Source organism: Nonomuraea sp. NPDC003804, from assembly GCF_040610675.1.
Taxonomy (GTDB): domain Bacteria; phylum Actinomycetota; class Actinomycetes; order Streptosporangiales; family Streptosporangiaceae; genus Nonomuraea.
This window is the reverse complement of record NZ_JBEXMT010000023.1, coordinates 1-16,793: the sequence shown is the minus strand read 5'-3', so window position 1 is coordinate 16,793 and position 16,793 is coordinate 1. Positions and strand designations below refer to the sequence as shown.

Genomic DNA, 16,793 nt, shown 5'->3' with positions numbered 1-16,793 from the left:
GCATACTCGGCAATCAACGGAGATCCAGTTCTTCGACGGCTGGTTGTGGAAGATCACCGTTCTACTGGATCTCCGTCCCTATGTCCTGGGAACTCACGTGCTTGACGGCACCACGAAAGCCTTAACTACCTGGCCTTGGGGGAAGCCCACGTCTTCATCGGCGGTCCACGCACAGGATGCTCTCGAAGACCTTTCGCAGCCGTTCGCCTGGCTCGACCCCGAGTTCCTCGGCCAGGTAGTGACGAGCCTGCTGATACGCCGCCAGGGCCTCTGCCTTCCTGCCCGTCCCGTACAGCGCGGTGATCAGCTGTTCCCTGAAGGTCTCACGCAGCGGGTGGGCCGCCACGAGCCCGGTCAGCCGGGCCACGATGGCGTCGTAGCCGTGCAACTGGAGCTCGGCCTCGACCCAGCCGTCCACCGCGGCGAACCGCTCCTCTTCGAGGACCGTGCCGAAGCGCCGGCTCAGCCAGGGCGAATCTATGTCAGCGAGCGGCTGATCAGGCCAGAGCTCGAGCGCGCTGCGGTAGAGGAGGGCCGCGCCCCTTGCCGTGCGGCTGGCTCTGGCCTCTCTCACCAGACGCCGGAACCTGTGGAGGTCGATGCACTCGGGGTCCGCCTGCAGGACATAGCCCACGGAGCGAGCCGAGATCTGGACTCCTGGAGTCAGCGACAGCGTTTTCCTCAGCCGGGAGATGTGTGCCTGCGCTGCGTTCCTCAGGGTCGAGGACGCCTCGGGCCCCCACACCACATGGACGATCTCGTCGAGGGGGACGAGCTCACCCGGCTGCAGGAGGAAGGCGGCCAGGACGGATCGCCGCTTCGCTCCGCCAATGGGGAGACTCCGGCCACGCCACCGTGCCTCGACCGGACCGAGCACCCTGAACAGCATCTCGTCTTCCATCGTCGGACACCAATCCTCACGTCCGCAGGAATTGCGCCTTGCCCCGCACGTCCGTGGTAACGGGCGCCAGGGCCGCGTACCACGGACGATGCCGGTACCGCGTCTCGTCTCCTCTGGTCTGTCAGACCGACCGTCGGCGGATAAGGACCGCGGTCAGCGCCGCGCCGACGAAGGCGACCCCGGCCACGACGAAGAAGAGCTGGTTGAGACCGGCGATGAAGCCCTGGTGGGCGGCCTGCACCACGGAGTCCCTGACCGACCCCGGCAGGTGCCCGACCGCTTCCGAGATCGCTCCGCTGGAGGCTGCCTGCGTGAGGCCGTCCAGGTCGAGGCCGCTGCCGGACAGGTCGCGGGTCATGGTGGCGGTGACCTGGTGTCCCAGGACGACGCCGTACACGGCGATGCCCACGGCCATGGCGGTCTGGCTGAAGGTGTTGTTGACCCCGGCCGCCATGCCGAGTTTGCGCTCGTCGGCGACTTCCATGGCGAGGGAACCGAGGGCAGGCAACGTGACGCCCAGCCCGAGCCCGGCCACCACCATGCCGGGGGCGAGTGCGGTCCAGGACGAGCCGAGGGTGAGCCCGTTCATGAGGAGCAGCCCCACGCCGACCAGGACAAGTCCGATCGTGGGCAGCAGCCGAGGCGGCAGGCGATCCATGAAGGCCCCCGCCACCGGACCAGTCAGCAGGATCGGCACGTTGACGGCGAGGAAGCACAGTCCGGTCATCAGCGCGCTGTAGCCGAGCTGGTTCTGGAAGAACAGCGACAGATACACCAGCAGCGCGAAGAAGCTGCCGTGCGTGGCGATGGTGCTGAGCTGGGTGCCGGTGAAGCTGACGTTACGGAAGAGCGCCAGGTCGAGCATCGGTTCGGGGTGACGCGCCTCGATGAACAGGAACGCGGCCATCGCGACAGCCGCACCGCTGAGCATGACGATCACCGGCGTGCTGGACCAGCCCATCTCCTCACCGCGCAGCAGCGCGAACATCAGCAGGACGAGACCGGCCGTCAGCGTGACCAGCCCACCGACGTCCAGACTCCGGCCCCGGTGCAGCACCTCACGACGAGGCAGGCTCGGCCAGGCGAGGAGCATCGTGAACGCGGCCAGCGGCAGGTTGACGAAGAAGATCCACCGCCAGTTCAGCCCGGCGACCAGGAAGCCGCCGAGCAGCGGGCCGAGCGCGACCGCGACACCGGCCACGGCGCCCCGGACGCCGAACGCGACGCCTCTTGCCTGACCCGTGTAGCACTGGGCGACCAGCGCCAGCGTGGTGGCGAACATGATCGCGCCGGCCAGCCCCTGGGCCGCCCGCGCAGCGATGAGAACCGCCGGGCTGAAGGCGAGCCCGCAGGCCAGCGAGGCGACGGCGAACAGCGTGACGCCGATCAGGAACATCCGCCTGCGACCGACGCGGTCTCCGAGCGAGCCGGCGGTCAGCTGGAACACCGCCATCGCCAGGGTGAACGCGTTCACCACCCATTGCAGGTCGGTGAGCGTGGCACCGAGGTCCCGCTGGATGTCGGGCAGCGCCACGGTGACCACGGTGGCGCTCATCATGAGCATGGCCACCGCGGTGACGATCGCGATCAAAGGGCGCCATCCGGGCTGCCCTCTTTCGCCTTCGGGGGCCGCGACCACTTGGGCCGCGACAGAAGGTAGCTGTCTGTCCATTGCGGGGCCTCCAACCATCGATTCCCTAACAGCGCTAGATTTAGCCTAGCAGTGATAGGCATTCCTAACAATGCTAGACTGGGGTGCACTAGCGAACGGACGAAATCTCATGACTGAGCCACCCCGACCGGGCAAACTTCGGCCACGGCGCACGCCGGTCGCCCTCTGGGAGGAGCCGGCCTCCGAGCCGCGCCTCGACCGAGCGGAGATCGTGCGGGCGGCGCTCGAACTGATCGAGGGTGAGGGGCTCGACGGGTTCAGCATGCGCGGGCTGGCAACCGAGCTGAACATCAAGTCGCCCTCGCTCTACTGGCATGTCCGCAGCAAAGACGAGCTGTTCGAGCTCTTGATCGACGCCGTGCTCGGGGAATGCCGACTGCCCACGCAGGAGGAGGGCGAGTGGACGGACCGGCTCGCCGACGTCGCCCGCGAGCTGCGTCGGGTGCTGCTCGCCCACCCCGAGGCCACCCGCCTGCTGACCGGCCGGGTGCCGCTCGGGCCGAACTGGCTACGCCTGGCCGAACATGTGATCGGTACCCTGCGCTGGGCGGGGTTCGACAACCGGCTGGCGAGCCACTGCTACCTGGTCCTGATCTACTTCGCGATCGGCTTCGCCTCTCAGGAGATCGCTTTCGGCCGAGGCGGCGACGGACCGGCACGTCTGGCCGAGATGCATGAGTACGTTCGCAGCCTTCCGGCCGACCGCTTCCCGAACCTGGTCGCCGTCACCGAAGGATTCACCGAGCGTGGCCTCACTGACCGCTTCGAGCTCGGTCTCAGGGGCATCATCAGCGGGTTCGCCGCCGAACTGGCCAAGGCTCCCGCCGGCAACGATTAGGGCGCGCCGACGAAGGCCGGCGCGCCCTGGACGGACCGCTGGATCACCACGGAAGCGGGCCGTCCTCTCCGAAGAACGTCCCCGTCGGGCCGTCCTCCGGCAGCAACGCCGCCATGACCGCCGCCCTCGCTCCCTCGGCCGCGCTGCGCAGCCCTCTGTTACCGCGGGCCATGTCAGCAGCCATGTCCGTGTCGCAAAACCCGGGATTGACCGCGTTGACCTTGATGGGAGTGTCTCTCAGCTCCTTGGCGTACGACACCGTGATAGAGTTCAACGCGCTCTTCGAGGAGTTGTAGGCCAGGAGGTTCACTCTCCCGACCCCCGAATCCCAGTCGGTGGTGGACGTGAGCGAGCCCAGCCGACTGGACACGTTGACGATCCGAGCGGCCGGCGCCTTCCGCAGCAGTGGCAGCATCGCGTTGATCAACGCGATCGGCCCGATCACATTGACCTCGTAGGTACGGCGCACCGCATCGAGCGGCACCTCGCTCGGCGACACGTTCCAGTCGAGAAGGGAACTACCCGCGTTGTTGATCAGCGCGTCCAGCTGCCCGAATTCCTCGCCGATCCACGTTGCCGCTTTCTCGATGGTATCGGTGTCCGTGACATCGACGTGGACGAACCGCGCGTCAACGTGCTCAGCCCGCAGTTCCAGCTCTGCCTTTCTGCCCCGCTCCTCGTCGCGCGCGCCGAGGAGGACGGTCCCGCCCAGTTGGCGGGCGATCTCGAACCCGATCCCTTTGTTAGCGCCGGTAACCAGCGAGATTCTCATGATTACCACTGTGCGCGAAGACGCCCCTGGCAGAGAGAGGCGAACCTAACCTAGGACAGGCTGTCCCACTCTTGGTACGGCGGAGCATGCGCGCTGCTTTCGCAGACGCTGTCGCCGCTTCGGTCGGCCGGGTTGCGCGAGGTCATGCTGAAGCCCGACCCGTTCGACCTCCGCCCGAGCGCATCAGCAGCGGCTCTGTTAAGAACTCATCATGCTGCGTAACTGAACCGCTCCGAGTCTGATGGAGGCTCGATTCCTTGAGCGGATCGAGTCATGGCACGTCCGTCCCCTTACGGATTCGGGGCCGGTCGTCTTCGCCTGCCGGTCAGGACCGGCCGGCCGAGGTCCTCGGATAGGGTCCACGGGTGAACGACGCCCCCATCATCCTGCTCGGCGGCGCTTCGGGGACCGGCAAGAGCCAGGTGTCCTATCCCCTGGCGCGCCGCCTGGCCTCACCTATCGTCGAGATCGACGACATCGTCGAGGCGCTGCAGGCCATGACCACGCCGGAGCAGCTGCCCGCGCTGCACTATTGGCGGGCCAACCCCGAGGCCGTCCACCTGCCTCACGAGCGGATCGTGGAGATGCAGATCTCCGTGGCGCGGGCGCTCGTCCCCGCGGTGCGGGCGGTGGTCGCCAACCATCTCGAGACCATGACGCCGGTGGTCGTCGAGGGCGACTACCTGTTGCCGTCCACGGCCGCGGAGCTGGACGGCGTGCGCGCGGTCTTCCTGCACGAGGGCGACGAGGAGCAGATCGCCGAGAACTACCGGCTTCGCGAGCCCTCGGCAGGGGCGCAGCACGGGCGGGCCGTGGTGAGCCGCCTGTACGGCGACTGGCTGGCGTCGCAGGCCGAAGCGGCTGGAGTGCCGGTCGTTCCCGCCCGCCCCTGGGACGACGTGCTCGAACGGGTGGCACGGGCGCTCAACCTCGCGCCGCCCGCCGTCTGATCCTGGCTTCGCAACGGCGATATCGTCGCAGTGCCCAAAATGGTAGGTAATCAGGAAATATTCCACTCTGTACTAAGTGGAGGGGATGACGTCCTCGCGGCCGGAGAAGCGCACATTGCAGGGGCAGGCGGAAAGTATTTCGGCCTGGAGATCAATAACCACAGCGGGCACTTCAGACCTGGGCCTGAAACCCTCGTCATAGGAAGGGATGCATCCGCTCGACATGGGATCACATTCCCAGAATGACAACTATGCGCCGCTTCTCCTCTCCAGCACGACAGAGGAGAGGCGACACCATCTCCTGAATAACCAGCCGGACCTAGAGGCGGAGCGCACCAATTGGTGGCTAATGCTGATAGAAGGCCTATCGTTCAAGTTGAGCACAATAAGCGCCGAGTCGAACGAATGGTACACCCTGGGCGTGAACGCGCTGATGACGCAGACCGGGGCCGACGTCGCCCTGCTGCAGGAGGCCGGCGGCCCGCCCAACACCGCCAGGCATCTGCGGGACGTCCCGCAGGACGTGTTCTACCTGGGGGACGGCTCGCTGCCCCCGGTCCGCGAGTACGAGTACGGCGGGACCAGAGGCAGGCCGCGCTACCTGTACTGGCTTCGCACGGACGATGCCTGGAACAGCGCCACCGGCCGGGTGAACCTGGCCATCGCCACCCGCACGCAGGTCCAGCCGCAGAACATCTACGTGGTCCAGGCCGGGCTGGACGACGGCTGGGTCGGCCGGCCCGCGCTCGGCGTCAACATCGGCGGTGTCGTCTACTTCACGATTCACGGGCTCTCGGGGAACGGCGCGGGCAACGACGACCCTGGTCTGCTGCGCAACATCCGCGCCCGGATGGCCACCGCGGGACCCGGCGGGACGCCCCTGCCCTGGATCGCCCTGGGCGACTACAACCGCGCGCCGCGTCCGCCGACGGACGGCACGCCGGACCGGTCGCTGTCCACCGTGCTCGCCGGGGAGTTCAGGGTGTTCGCCCCGCACACCCCCAGCCCGCCAACGGAGATCCGGTCACGTCGCGGGTCCTCGACTACGCGGTCGTCCCCGTCGGCGCCGGGCAGCCCAACGTCATGTCAATCGGCATGTCCAGCAGGATGACCATCTCCGATCATTTCCCCGTCACGTTCGAACTCAGCAACCTGCCCGACCCCGCGGCGCCCCCGGCCCAGGTGGTGCCCCCGCTGCCGCAGACGGTCGTGCTGCGCAACGCCGCCACCACCAACCTGGCCGGACCCTCCGGCAGCGGCAGCAGCAGCCACGCGGTCAGCGACCAGTCGCGCTCCGCCCAGGCGCCGACCCAGGTGTTCCGCCTGTCGGCCGAAGCCGAGTTCCCCGGCTACTACCGGCTGATCGCGGGCAACCCGTGGGCGGGCCGCTACCTGGGGCAGGAGGCCGGCGCCCGCGACGCGCGGATGGTGCTGTGGCCGAACGAGGCGATGGACCAGCTCTGGCGCCCCGTCTACCAGGGCGACGGCACCTGGACGCTGGAGAACCACGCCACCCAGCAGGTGCTCACCGTCCTCACCAGCGGTGGGGCGCTGGCGGGCCGCGACTTCGACGGCTCGACCGGCCAGCGCTGGTTCCTCCAGGCAGCCGGTACGGCGGAGCAGATGAACGAGGTCCTCCTGTTCGGGTCGGCCAACCCGCCGCTGGCGATCGAGGCCGACCTCCTCGAGACCGATCCCGCCCCGATGATCCTGTCGCCCGGCCCTGGCAGCGCTTCATCACGATCCCCGGGGGCCAGACCGGCGCGGACGACTGCTCCTACCTGGTCATCGACCAGAAGTACGTCAACTCGACGGCGGGCCACCCGCAAGAGCCCCTGGACCACAGCGCGGTCACGATCGGCGACTTCCGCGCCAACGACGACGGCTACCTGTGGTGCCGCACGCCCAACGGCTCGGGCGGAGTGTTCCTCAGCAACTACACCTCGCCTTCCGACCGCGTGTTCCTCAACCCTCCCGCACCGGACAACGACCAGCTCACCGTGAACCGGTACGCGCCCGGCGTCCCCGTGCCCGGCTGGGTCATGGTGACCCAGTAACCGGCTGGGGCGCGGGCGGCGGTCCGCTCGCGCCCCAGCCGCCCACCAGAATTGCCGTTCAGTCAGATACCGATCGAACCACTCCTCGGCCACGAACTCGCGATCATGCTTGCCCATATGACCCATGATCGAAGCCGCTGCGGATCGGGCGAGGAGACGCGCCTGAAGGAGGAGCAGGCAGAGGAGTGAAGCCCGGCGGGTTCGGAGCCGACTGTCGTCACCCCGCGAGCCCTGGCCCGACACCGGCGCCTCGATGACGGACCCGGCGAGCACCTGACGGCCGGAACCCGACAGCCGGCGTGGAGGTGCTCGGCGGTCAGTTGTCGAGTCTGGCCGCCTGCATGGTGCCTAGCCGCCGCACGAACAGGGCAGTGACGATCGTTGTCGGCACGACCAGCGCGTGCACGGCCAGGCTGGGCCAGGTTCTCAGCCTGAACTCGTACGTCAGGATCTCGCCATCCTCCCGGAGTATGGAGCTTGTCCCGAGAAGTGTGGTCCATTCGATCCAGAACAGGGGCCAGGTCAGGAGTGTGGCCAGCCACAGAGCCCACCACGCGTGCAGGAGCCAGGCCGGCGCGGTCGTGCCGTCGCGTCCGGGCGGGCTGGAGGCGTGCCAGATGTCGTCGGCGATCTGTTTGGGCAGCAGCAGGTTGCCGATCGGGATGAGCCAGCCGTACACGGCCATGGAGGGCTGGTATCGCAGCCTTCCGGGCGCGAGCTGTTCGGCTGCGACGCGTGCTTGGTGGAACCAGAGCAGCCACGAGGCCGCCAGCCCCAGGCCGGAGACGATCTGGGCCGCCCATAGGACGGCGCCGACCCTCTCGTGGAGATCGCGCATGTCGTCGAAGGTCGACTCGTCGTAGTACCGTCCGGCGTCGTCGAGGACGGTGATCTGGTGGGCCACCGTGGACACCGACACCAGGGCGAACAGGGCGAGCAGCACGTACACGGCGATCTGGTAGCCGGTGGAGGGGAACTTCGGTCCGCTGCCGCGGCGCCGGCGGCGTTCGTTGACCAGCAACGATTGGGGTGAACGCTGCTGACCAGTGTGCTCTGGCGGCGGCGGCATCTGCTGGAGACCGCCGGTTGCAGCGGCCGGGTCGTGCAGGGCGGTCAGTGCCGTGGTCCGGCGTTCGGTGATGACCTGGGTGAGCGCCTCCGGCCACCGTCCCTGGCCGGGTGTCGCAAGAGCGGTGAGGCGGGTCAGCACGTACTGCAGGCCGGGCCGGGCGGCGGGGTCCTTGGCCAGGCAGGCGGCCACGAGATCGGCCAGCGGGGCGGGCACCGCGCGCAGGTCGGGTTCGGTGTGCACGACGCGGTAGACGACCGCGTGGGCCGGGCCGGCTCCGAACGGGCCGCGGCCGGTGGCGGCGAATGCGAGCACGCAGCCGAGCGAGAACACGTCCGAGGCCGGCCCGACCTCCTGCGCCACTGCCTGTTCAGGGGACATGAACGCCGCGGTGCCCAGCACGGTGGAGGTCTGGGTATGGCTGGTGGCGTCCAGGGCGCGGGCGATGCCGAAGTCGATCAGGCGGGGACCGTCCTCGGCGAGAATGACGTTGGCGGGTTTGAGGTCGCGGTGCACCATCCCGCAGCCGTGCACGGCGGCGAGTCCTTCTGCCAGCCCCGCGCCGAGCACCGCGGCCGACTCCAGAGGGAGCGGCCCGTGCTCGTCGACGGCCTGGTGCAGGGAGGGACCGGGGATGTAGGCGGTGGCCAGCCACGGCCGGGCGGCATCGGTGTCGGCGTCCACGACCTGCGCGGTGTAGAACCCGCCGACCTTACGGGCCGCGTCCACCTCGGCGGCGAAACGCCGCCGGAAGTCGGCGTTGCCGGCCAGTTCTGGCCGGACCACCTTGACCGCCACCAGGCGCCCGCCCGGGGAACGGCCCAGGAACACCTGCCCCATACCTCCCCCGCCGAGCCTCGCGTGCAGCCGGTAGGAGCCGATGAGGGTCGGATCGCCGTCGTGCAGGAGGTCGGCCATGGCACCTCTTTCGCGTCGAGATCTGCACCGGTCGGGGACGATGATCCCAAATGGGCGCGTGTCCCGAAGGAAGATCTTGTCGCTTGCGGTAGGCCTGTATACCAGCTGACGTGGTCTCACCGGAATCATGCGTTTCGCAGCGAGCGCGTCGGGATGGCGAGTGCGTATGCCCACCTGGGAGTCTGAGCGGCCGGGAGAACCTCGGGCAGAGGCACGACTCGTGTCCGTGTCGGCGCACCCCATGCGGCTTCCCGCTGTTCCAGTGCGTGCTCCCACCAGCGCCCACCCGGCCGCAAGGCGGCGAGTCGACGACCGGGTGATCTTGGCTGGGGCAGCGGGGTCCGGCCAGCGAGCAGCCAGAGTTTCTCAGCGCCGCATCCACGCCCAGCAGCCGCAGCGCCTGCCGTCTGTCTGGTCATCGCGATGCCGACGCCGTCTCAGTGCGGCTGACGGACCAGGCCCGTGCCAGCTGCACCATGCTCACGCCGAACATCAGCACGCCCAGCGGCACGTGCAGGCTCTTCACGTGCGCCATGCCCAGCGCCATCTGGGCCAGCGTCATGATCAGCATGCCAGCGGCGGGCACGATGGCGCCTGTCCGCCGTGACACCAGCGCGGCGATCAGGCACAGCAGCACGGTGACCACGACACCGGGGGCCGTGGCACTGTGCGCCATCCAGCCGCCGGGCGAGGCTAGCAGCATCCCGGCGGTCACCGCCTGGAGCAGCAGAGCGACGGTCTGGGCGATGATCGCGATGCGCAAGAACATGATTCTTCCTTAGCGGGTAGCGGGTCGGGCAACGACGGCGACAGTGACTACGAGGACGAAAGCGGCCAGCGCGGTCAGGGTGCGCAGGGTGCGGAACGGCTCCCAGCGCTGGAAGACCTCGGTGTAGCCGCCCGGGCCTGGGCCAACGGCCGCTCACGGTCCGGGTGGGCGGCCTTGCGCACGTTCACCCAGCTGCGAGGGTGCTGGCGTTCATGCCGAACTCGCGGGCCACCTCGGCCGGTGCGGAACCCGCCCGTAGGTTTCCGGCACGCCGGTTCGGCGAGGGGTCAGACTCCGGCCTGTTCTTCGAGCCTGGCCGGTGCGGCCGGGGCCGACTTCGACGCCCGGCGTCCGGGCATCCACCAGTTGGCCTTGCCGAACAGCTCCATGACGGCGGGAACGAGGATCATCCGGACGATGGTGGCGTCGATGAGCACGGCGACGGCCATGCCCAGGCCTCCCTGCTTGACGGCGATGTCCGGGCCGAGCAGGGACGTGGTGAAGACGGCGATCATGATAGCGGCGGCGGCCGTGATGACCTTGGCGGTCCCTGCCAGCCCTCGGGCAACGGCCGTGCGGGTGTCGCCGGTTCGCTCGTATTCCTCACGGACCCGGGAGATCAGAAAGACCTGGTAGTCCATCGACAGGCCGAACAGGACCGGGAACATCATCATCGGGACCCAGGTCGTGACCGGCATGGCGGCGGGAAAGCCGAGGGCGGGGCCGAACCATCCCCATTGGACGACCGCGACGATCACCCCGTAAGCGGCGCCGATGGACAGCAGGTTCATGACCGCCGCCTGCAGGGCGATCGTGACCGACCGGACCAGGGCGATCAGAAGCACCATGGAGATCGCGATGACGACCGCGATCATCAGAGGCAGGCGCGAGCCGGACTCCTCCGCGACGTCGATGGTGGCGGCGTTCGGGCCGCCGACGAGGACGTTCCGGCCACCGGGTGCGTTGGGCAGCACCTCGTCGCGGAGCTTGTACACCAGGTTCGCGGTCGCCTCATCCTGGTAGCCGGTCGAGGGGAAGGCGATGAAGGTGGCGGCCCGCCCGTCCCGGCTGACGCGAGGTGGTGTGGCGTAGGCGATGCCGTCGGTGTTGCGCACCGCTTCGACGACGGGGCTCAGGTCGGCGCCAGTGGAGTCGACCTGCGTGGTGAAGATCAGCGGTGCGCCGTAGCCGGGTCCGAAGCCTTCGGACAGGATCTTGTAGGAGGTGTAGCTGCTCCTGTCGTGGGGCTGAACGCTGGCGTCAGGCTGGCTCAGCCGCATGGACAAGGTGGGAGCGGCCAGCACCAGCAGAACCGCGCCGGCCAGCGTCGCGGCGATCACCGGCCTGCGCTGCACCGTGCCGGCCCAGCGCTCGGCGGGGGTACGGCGCTGCCGGGACGCACCGGTGACGGGCTGGTTGCCCCGCGGCGCGCGACGGGGCAGGCGCAGCGAGTTGATCTTGTAGCCGGTGAAGCCCAGGAACGCGGGCAGCAGGGTCACCGCGGCGATCATCGTCACCAGCACGATCACCGACGTGGCGACGGCCACCCCGGTCATCAGCCGCTGCCCCATGACGACCAGGCCCAGCAACGCGATCACAACGGTGACGCCGGCGAACAGCACCGCATGCCCGGCCGTGGTGAGGGCCTTGACCGTGGCGCTCTCGGGGTCATCGCCCTCCTGCAGGCTGTCCTTGTACCGGGTCACGATGAACAGGGCGTAGTCGATACCGACCCCGAGCCCGATCATCGCGCCGAAGACCAAGGTGAAATCCGGCCCGGGAACCAGGTAACCGACCAGCTTCATCAGCGCGAGGCCGGCCGCGATCGCCAGGAGGGCGGTCACGATCGGCAAACCCATCGCCACCAGCGAGCCGAAGGCGATGAACAAGATCACCGCTGCCGCCAGGAGGCCGACGCTTTCGGCCGGACCCTGCGGGGGCGTCTCAGCCTTTTCCGCCATGTACCCGCCCAGGCCAAGCGTGACGCTGTCGTCGGAGGCCGCCTTTACCAGGTCCACCAGAGGCTTGACCTCGGTCTTGTCCACCTCTTTGTCGCTCAGCGGGATCGTCGTGCGGGCGATCCGACGGTCCGCCGTCACCAGGCTCTTGTCGTCATACGGCGACGTCATCGGTCCGGTGACAGCAGAGTCGGCGAGCCCGGCGAGGACCTTCTCGATCTTCTGCCGGGCGGCGGGATCATCGATTCCCTTGTCCGCCTTGATCGCGAGGGTCAGCGTGTCGCCTTCCTGCTCGGGGAAATGCCGCTCGATCAATTCCTGCGCCTTGGCGGATTCGGAATTTCCGCCGGTGAAGTCGTTGTCGGGGGCCGCGCCGTACCCGAAGCCGACCACCGCCACGGCGATCACGCCGACGATCCAGGCAAGCAGGACCAGACGGCGGCGCCGATAACAGAATCGGGCCAGCCTGGCCAGGGCTCCATCGGTGTTGGACGTGCTCAATTCTTCTCCTCAACGTCGTTGGCAATAACCGAAGGACTCGTCTGTCCCAGAGCCTTCAGGCGATCGTGACCTGGCCGTCGACGACCTTGACCGGGATTTCGATCAGCGATGCGCGCGCCGGCCCTCCGGTCACCTGGCCGTTCTCGTCGAAGGTGGAGCCGTGGCAAGGGCAGCGAAATCCGGGACCGACGTAGGAGACCGGGCAACCCTGATGGGTGCAGGTGGCGTTGAACGCCAGGAAGGTGTCCGGGGTCGGGCGCAGGAGATAGGCAGGTGCCCCGTTCGGCGCGGTGAAGGGTCTCGCCGATCCGGCGGTGATGTCGGCGGCGGCAGCGATCACCGGCCCGGTGCTCGGCGAGTCCTCCGGGGAGGTCTCGGGGCGCCGGGCGAGTGTCAGCGCGCTCCCCGCGGCCACTCCGACAACGGTCGTCGCGGCCGCGATCAGACCGCCCCGTAGCGCGGTTCGGCGCTTGACGTCCTCCTGCACGGCCGGCCCCTCATCCGGCGTGCCACGCGTCAGTAGACCGAGTTTGCGACGCACCTTCGCGCGCAGCGGCAGCAGTACCCGGCGCATCATCTTCATGCGGCAGCCGAGGTGATCATGAAGCCGGTGCACATTTCATCGCTTGAGCCGTCGCCCCAGACCACGTATCGCGGTGGGAGTTTGCTCAGCGCCGGCAGTTGCTTCCGCAAACTGGCGTCGTGAGTGCAGGTGACCCGCAGCGTGTCCCCTGGCTTGACGTCGACAGGGGTGGGCAATGGCCAGGTCTTCTGATTGTCGAAGTCGAAGGTGGGGACGTCGAGCAAGGTCTGGGCCTGGGCGGTGCCGGGATTGAGCTCGACCTTGATCGAGCGCCCGAGCATGTGCATGTGTCCCAGCGCCGCGTACACCGTCATGGGCTGCTGTATCGGGTAATCGCAGCGCTGGGTGTTGCCGGGCACCGGCTTGCCGTTGCCGCAGAGTTCCAGCAATTGCTGGGCGATGCCCCCGACTCTGTCGCCGAAGCGCTTGGTGACATCCACGACCGAGGCGGCGCGGTCGCACAGCACACCGGACTCCCCACTGGCGCAGGGCAGTTCGATCGGCGCCTGCAGAGGGAGCGTGCGCAGGGGTTTGGTGGCCGCCGTGCCGTCGGTCAGTCGCAACCGGACGCTGGACCGGTCCGTCTCGCCCGTGCGGCCGTCGGTGGCCAGCAGGTTGTAGTGCGCCTGAACGACGATCAGGCTGCCGGGCTTGACGGGGAAGCCGACGTCCTGCTTCAGGACGCTTTCTGTGCCGTTGGGGGTCCAGGCGCTGGCGTAGGTCCCCGCTACCCGGCCCAACCCGGTGTCGCCGAAACAGGTCCAGCCGGGGCCCTGCGTCTCGGCGTCCTTGGCGTGCGCCCGCGCTGCGGCCTCGGGTGCCACCACCTGGACGACGGCGTGGTGCACGATCTTCGCATTCTGGGGCTGGAAGAGGGCTCCGGTCAGGAACATCGGCTTGGTCACGTGTGGATCGATCAGCAGGCACCGATAGTCATCGGTGCCGCCCTGGGGAGCGGACGGCGTATACGACTCCGGCATGGTCAGGTTGACGAACCGCTCGCCGGTCCGCAGCGGCTGCGATGCCGCGGGCGAGGAACTGCCATGGCCCTGGTGCGGCGCCGGGGCTGCCACGGAATCCGCGGATTCCGACGTGCAGGCGGCGAGCCCCATCACCATGGCCACCGAACCCGCTGCCAGGGCAGTCATGCGCCGGTGCCTCATCCGTATTCTCATGATGACCTTTCGTGTCTGGCACGGGCACGCCCAAGCGCTGGGCATGGCATGCGTCCAGCTGATGGGCTGCCCTCATGGAGGTGTTCGCAGGTCTTTCGCGGGATTCATCGTCGCGTTGCCGAGCCGCCGTGGGCCTCCGACCAGCGACGGCAGCGCCTACGCAGTTCTGCGTAGCCGTCTCGTGCCCGGCTACGTCCGTCGTCGTAGGCGCTCGCGCAGCTGAGCGGAGTGCTCCCACGCGCGGGAACCGTAGGATCGCGGCATGAAACATCGCGTGATGTGGTCGCGCCTGCCGGCGCAGGCGCAGGACGTGTTACTCGCGCTCTTCATCACCGTGATGCAGGTTCAGGGCACGATCGTCCGCAATACCGGCGAGGTGGTGCAGCGCCCACTCACCGACCTCGGACATCTGGGGTTCGGCCTGCTGATCGTGAGCGGCGTGGTCGTCGCCGTCCGCCGCCGATGGCCGGTGCCGGCGTTCGTCACCGCCGCGCTCGCCAGCTCGGTGTACTACAGCCTCGACTTCCCGGACGGGCCTGGCTGGCTCGGGCTCTTCGTCGCCCTGTACACCCTCACCGCCTACGGTGACGGGCGCCGGTCGCTGGTGATCGCCGGTGTGGGCACCTCGGTGCTCACCGCCGTCTGGCTGGTCGCCGCTGCCGACATCGAGCCACGCGCCGCCGTCGGGTGGGTGTTCTTCCGGATCGGCGCGTCGGTCATGAGCGCGGCGCTCGGCGAGTCCGTCCGGACACGGCAGGTCATCGCGACCGAAGCGCAGGAGCGGGCCGAGTTGGCCGAACGGACGCGCGAGGAGGAAGCGCGGGCGCGGGTCGACGCCGAAAGGCTCCGGATCGCGCGCGAGGTTCACGACACCGTCGCGCACGCCATAGCGATCATCAACGTCCAGTCCGGTGTCACCGCGCACGTGCTCGACAAGCGGCCGGACGTGGCGCGCGAGGCGCTGCATGCCATCGAGCAGACCAGTTCCCGGGCACTCCACGAGATGCGAGCCATCCTCGGGGTGCTCCGCGACGACAATGGCGACGACGGCCGGCGCGAGCCGTACCCAGGTCTGGGGCAGATCGACGAACTGGCCGCCAAGGCGCGTGAGGCCGGGCTGGAGGTCGAGCTCGAGGAGACCTCGCCCGCGGCTCCGTTGCCCAGCGCGGTGGGGAGCGCCGCCTACCGCATCGTTCAAGAATCGATCACCAACGTGGTCCGCCACGCCGGTCCCACCAGGGTGACGGTCGCGCTGAACCCCGGGATCGAGGCCCTGGAGATCCGCGTGACCGATGAGGGGAGCCGTGCCGCCCCAGGCCATCGCTCGGCGGATCCGCGCCCAGCGGGTCGCGGGATTCTCGGCATGCGCGAACGCTGTCAACTGCTGGGCGGGGAGCTCGACGCCGGGCCGCTTCCGGGCGGCGGGTTCGAGGTCAGGGCCCGGCTGCCCCTCGCGCTGAGCGGGGCACGCCTGTGAACGCTCCGATCAAGGTGTTGCTGGCCGACGACGAGAGGCTCGTGCGATCCGGGTTCAAGGTCCTGCTCGACCTCGAGGAGGGCCTCACGGTGGTGGGCGAAGCCGCCAACGGCGCCGAAGCCGTCGAAACGGCTCGCGCCACCCGCCCCGACGTCGTCCTCATGGACATCCGCATGCCGAAGCTGGACGGGATCCAAGCCACCGCCCAGATCACCGGGACGCGCGGGTTGGAGCAGGTGCGAGTCCTCATCCTCACCACCTACGACACCGACGAGTACGTCCTCGATGCGTTGCAGGCCGGCGCCAGCGGCTTCCTGCTCAAAGATGCCGGACCGGCCGAGCTCTTGCACGCCATCCGGGTGATCGCCGCCGGCGAGGCGCTGCTCGCGCCGCGGATCACCCGGCGCCTGATCGGCCAGCTCACCGCTCGGCGAACGGTCGCCAGGGTCGCAGCGAACCGGCTCGCGGTGCTGACCGATCGCGAGCGCGAGGTCCTGGCCCTGGTGGGGCAGGGCCTGAGCAATCAGGAGATCGGTGCCGCGTTGTTTCTCAGCCCGGCCACCGCGCGCACCCATGTCAGCCGCGCGATGGCGAAACTGGAGGCGCGCGACCGTGCGCAGCTGGTGTTCATCGCTTACCAGACAGGGCTGGTCAGCCCGGCCCTGTAAGGCACGACCACGCCGCGTTCGCGCAGCGACGAGCTCATCCGGATGGAGGTGAGCTTGCCGTTGTCCAACGCGGTGGAACGCCCCAAGCGGCGGCCTGCGGTCTGACCGAGCAGTCACCGGCGACCGCCGCCCCTGAGCCAGAGACCTGCGCCTGCCGGCAGCCCGACCGGCGCCGAAAAGCACGACGAAGTAACCACCCGATCGACGGCCCGGCGCTCTCTCCACGATCACCGGATCCCAGCTGATGCCCCGAAAGGCGATCGCCGTGGCGATGCCGCTGACGCCGAGCCCCACGACCAGGGCCCGTTTCCTGCTCCTGCTCGGCGCAGTCATGGCTTCCTCCTCCGATGTGACACGGCTAGTACTACATCACTAGATCGCGCCTGGTATCTGCTTGGTTTCGCTGCGTGATCAGGCTGGGACGTGCGAGCGTGTCCGCGTGTCCCAGCCTGTTGAGTATGCCGGTGCGTTGACGGCGGCGGATC

General features: G+C 68.7%; 14 protein-coding genes. 6 read left to right on the top strand and 8 right to left on the bottom strand.

Annotated elements, in window-relative coordinates:
• Positions 1-154 precede the first annotated feature (154 nt).
• Both ABZX22_RS28670 and ABZX22_RS28665 read right to left on the bottom strand, forming a co-directional pair.
• Positions 155-901 carry an AfsR/SARP family transcriptional regulator gene (locus ABZX22_RS28670; protein ID WP_354914538.1) on the bottom strand — a complete coding sequence of 249 codons (747 nt, stop codon included), beginning with the start codon at positions 899-901 and terminating at the stop codon, positions 155-157.
• Between the two features lie 121 nt (positions 902-1,022).
• Positions 1,023-2,492 carry an MFS transporter gene (locus ABZX22_RS28665; protein WP_354914536.1) on the bottom strand — a complete coding sequence of 490 codons (1,470 nt, stop codon included), beginning with the start codon at positions 2,490-2,492 and terminating at the stop codon, positions 1,023-1,025.
• 190 nt (positions 2,493-2,682) lie between these two features.
• Here ABZX22_RS28665 and ABZX22_RS28660 point away from each other — a divergent pair, with 190 nt between their 5' ends.
• Complete coding sequence (locus tag ABZX22_RS28660; RefSeq protein ID WP_354914534.1) at positions 2,683-3,411, top strand: TetR/AcrR family transcriptional regulator C-terminal domain-containing protein; 729 nt, start codon at positions 2,683-2,685, stop codon at positions 3,409-3,411.
• Positions 3,412-3,454: 43 nt separating this feature from the next.
• Here ABZX22_RS28660 and ABZX22_RS28655 read toward each other — a convergent pair whose 3' ends face one another.
• Positions 3,455-4,183 carry an SDR family oxidoreductase gene (locus ABZX22_RS28655; protein ID WP_354914532.1) on the bottom strand — a complete coding sequence of 243 codons (729 nt, stop codon included), beginning with the start codon at positions 4,181-4,183 and terminating at the stop codon, positions 3,455-3,457.
• A 365-nt stretch (positions 4,184-4,548) separates the two neighbouring features.
• Here ABZX22_RS28655 and ABZX22_RS28650 point away from each other — a divergent pair, with 365 nt between their 5' ends.
• The 3 genes from ABZX22_RS28650 to ABZX22_RS28640 all read left to right on the top strand — a co-directional run bounded on the left by ABZX22_RS28650 (position 4,549) and on the right by ABZX22_RS28640 (position 7,137).
• Complete coding sequence (locus ABZX22_RS28650) at positions 4,549-5,133, top strand: hypothetical protein (protein WP_354914530.1); 585 nt, start codon at positions 4,549-4,551, stop codon at positions 5,131-5,133.
• A gap of 421 nt (positions 5,134-5,554) precedes the next feature.
• Entirely contained in the window at positions 5,555-6,244 is a 690-nt protein-coding gene (locus ABZX22_RS28645; protein ID WP_354914528.1) for an endonuclease/exonuclease/phosphatase family protein, read from the top strand.
• Complete coding sequence (locus tag ABZX22_RS28640; RefSeq protein WP_354914527.1) at positions 6,217-7,137, top strand: RICIN domain-containing protein; 921 nt, start codon at positions 6,217-6,219, stop codon at positions 7,135-7,137. Before ABZX22_RS28645 ends, ABZX22_RS28640 begins: the two co-directional genes overlap by 28 nt.
• 369 nt (positions 7,138-7,506) lie before the next feature.
• Here ABZX22_RS28640 and ABZX22_RS28635 read toward each other — a convergent pair whose 3' ends face one another.
• From ABZX22_RS28635 to ABZX22_RS28615, 5 genes are all read right to left on the bottom strand, one after another.
• Positions 7,507-9,177: a protein kinase gene (locus tag ABZX22_RS28635; RefSeq protein WP_354914525.1), complete on the bottom strand. Its 1,671-nt coding sequence runs from the start codon at positions 9,175-9,177 to the stop codon at positions 7,507-7,509.
• A gap of 415 nt (positions 9,178-9,592) precedes the next feature.
• Positions 9,593-9,946, bottom strand: coding sequence for a hypothetical protein (locus ABZX22_RS28630; RefSeq protein WP_354914523.1), 354 nt, complete (start codon positions 9,944-9,946; stop codon positions 9,593-9,595).
• Between the two features lie 287 nt (positions 9,947-10,233).
• Complete coding sequence (locus tag ABZX22_RS28625; RefSeq protein ID WP_354914521.1) at positions 10,234-12,405, bottom strand: MMPL family transporter; 2,172 nt, start codon at positions 12,403-12,405, stop codon at positions 10,234-10,236.
• Positions 12,406-12,460: 55 nt separating this feature from the next.
• Complete coding sequence (locus ABZX22_RS28620; RefSeq protein WP_354914519.1) at positions 12,461-12,988, bottom strand: Rieske (2Fe-2S) protein; 528 nt, start codon at positions 12,986-12,988, stop codon at positions 12,461-12,463.
• On the bottom strand, positions 12,985-14,136 hold the full coding sequence (locus ABZX22_RS28615) for a monooxygenase (protein WP_354914517.1): 1,152 nt from the start codon (positions 14,134-14,136) through the stop codon (positions 12,985-12,987). The genes ABZX22_RS28620 and ABZX22_RS28615 overlap by 4 nt, the downstream gene beginning before the upstream one ends.
• A gap of 289 nt (positions 14,137-14,425) precedes the next feature.
• Between ABZX22_RS28615 and ABZX22_RS28610 the strand changes: the two genes are divergently transcribed.
• Positions 14,426-15,640 carry a sensor histidine kinase gene (locus tag ABZX22_RS28610; RefSeq protein WP_354914515.1) on the top strand — a complete coding sequence of 405 codons (1,215 nt, stop codon included), beginning with the start codon at positions 14,426-14,428 and terminating at the stop codon, positions 15,638-15,640.
• Entirely contained in the window at positions 15,637-16,308 is a 672-nt protein-coding gene (locus ABZX22_RS28605; protein WP_354914513.1) for a response regulator transcription factor, read from the top strand. Before ABZX22_RS28610 ends, ABZX22_RS28605 begins: the two co-directional genes overlap by 4 nt.
• Positions 16,309-16,793: the final 485 nt, after the last annotated feature.

Excerpts from the sequence above, each read along its gene's own strand:
- ABZX22_RS28670 (WP_354914538.1), bottom strand. The coding sequence starts at position 901 with ATGGAAGACGAGATGCTGTTCAGGGTGCTCGGTCCGGTCGAGGCACGG.
- ABZX22_RS28660 (WP_354914534.1), top strand. The coding sequence starts at position 2,683 with ATGACTGAGCCACCCCGACCGGGCAAACTTCGGCCACGGCGCACGCCG.
- ABZX22_RS28655 (WP_354914532.1), bottom strand. The coding sequence starts at position 4,183 with ATGAGAATCTCGCTGGTTACCGGCGCTAACAAAGGGATCGGGTTCGAG.
- ABZX22_RS28640 (WP_354914527.1), top strand. The coding sequence starts at position 6,217 with ATGTCAATCGGCATGTCCAGCAGGATGACCATCTCCGATCATTTCCCC.
- ABZX22_RS28635 (WP_354914525.1), bottom strand. The coding sequence starts at position 9,177 with ATGGCCGACCTCCTGCACGACGGCGATCCGACCCTCATCGGCTCCTAC.
- ABZX22_RS28630 (WP_354914523.1), bottom strand. The coding sequence starts at position 9,946 with ATGTTCTTGCGCATCGCGATCATCGCCCAGACCGTCGCTCTGCTGCTC.
- ABZX22_RS28620 (WP_354914519.1), bottom strand. The coding sequence starts at position 12,988 with ATGAAGATGATGCGCCGGGTACTGCTGCCGCTGCGCGCGAAGGTGCGT.
- ABZX22_RS28615 (WP_354914517.1), bottom strand. The coding sequence starts at position 14,136 with ATGACTGCCCTGGCAGCGGGTTCGGTGGCCATGGTGATGGGGCTCGCC.
- ABZX22_RS28610 (WP_354914515.1), top strand. The coding sequence starts at position 14,426 with ATGAAACATCGCGTGATGTGGTCGCGCCTGCCGGCGCAGGCGCAGGAC.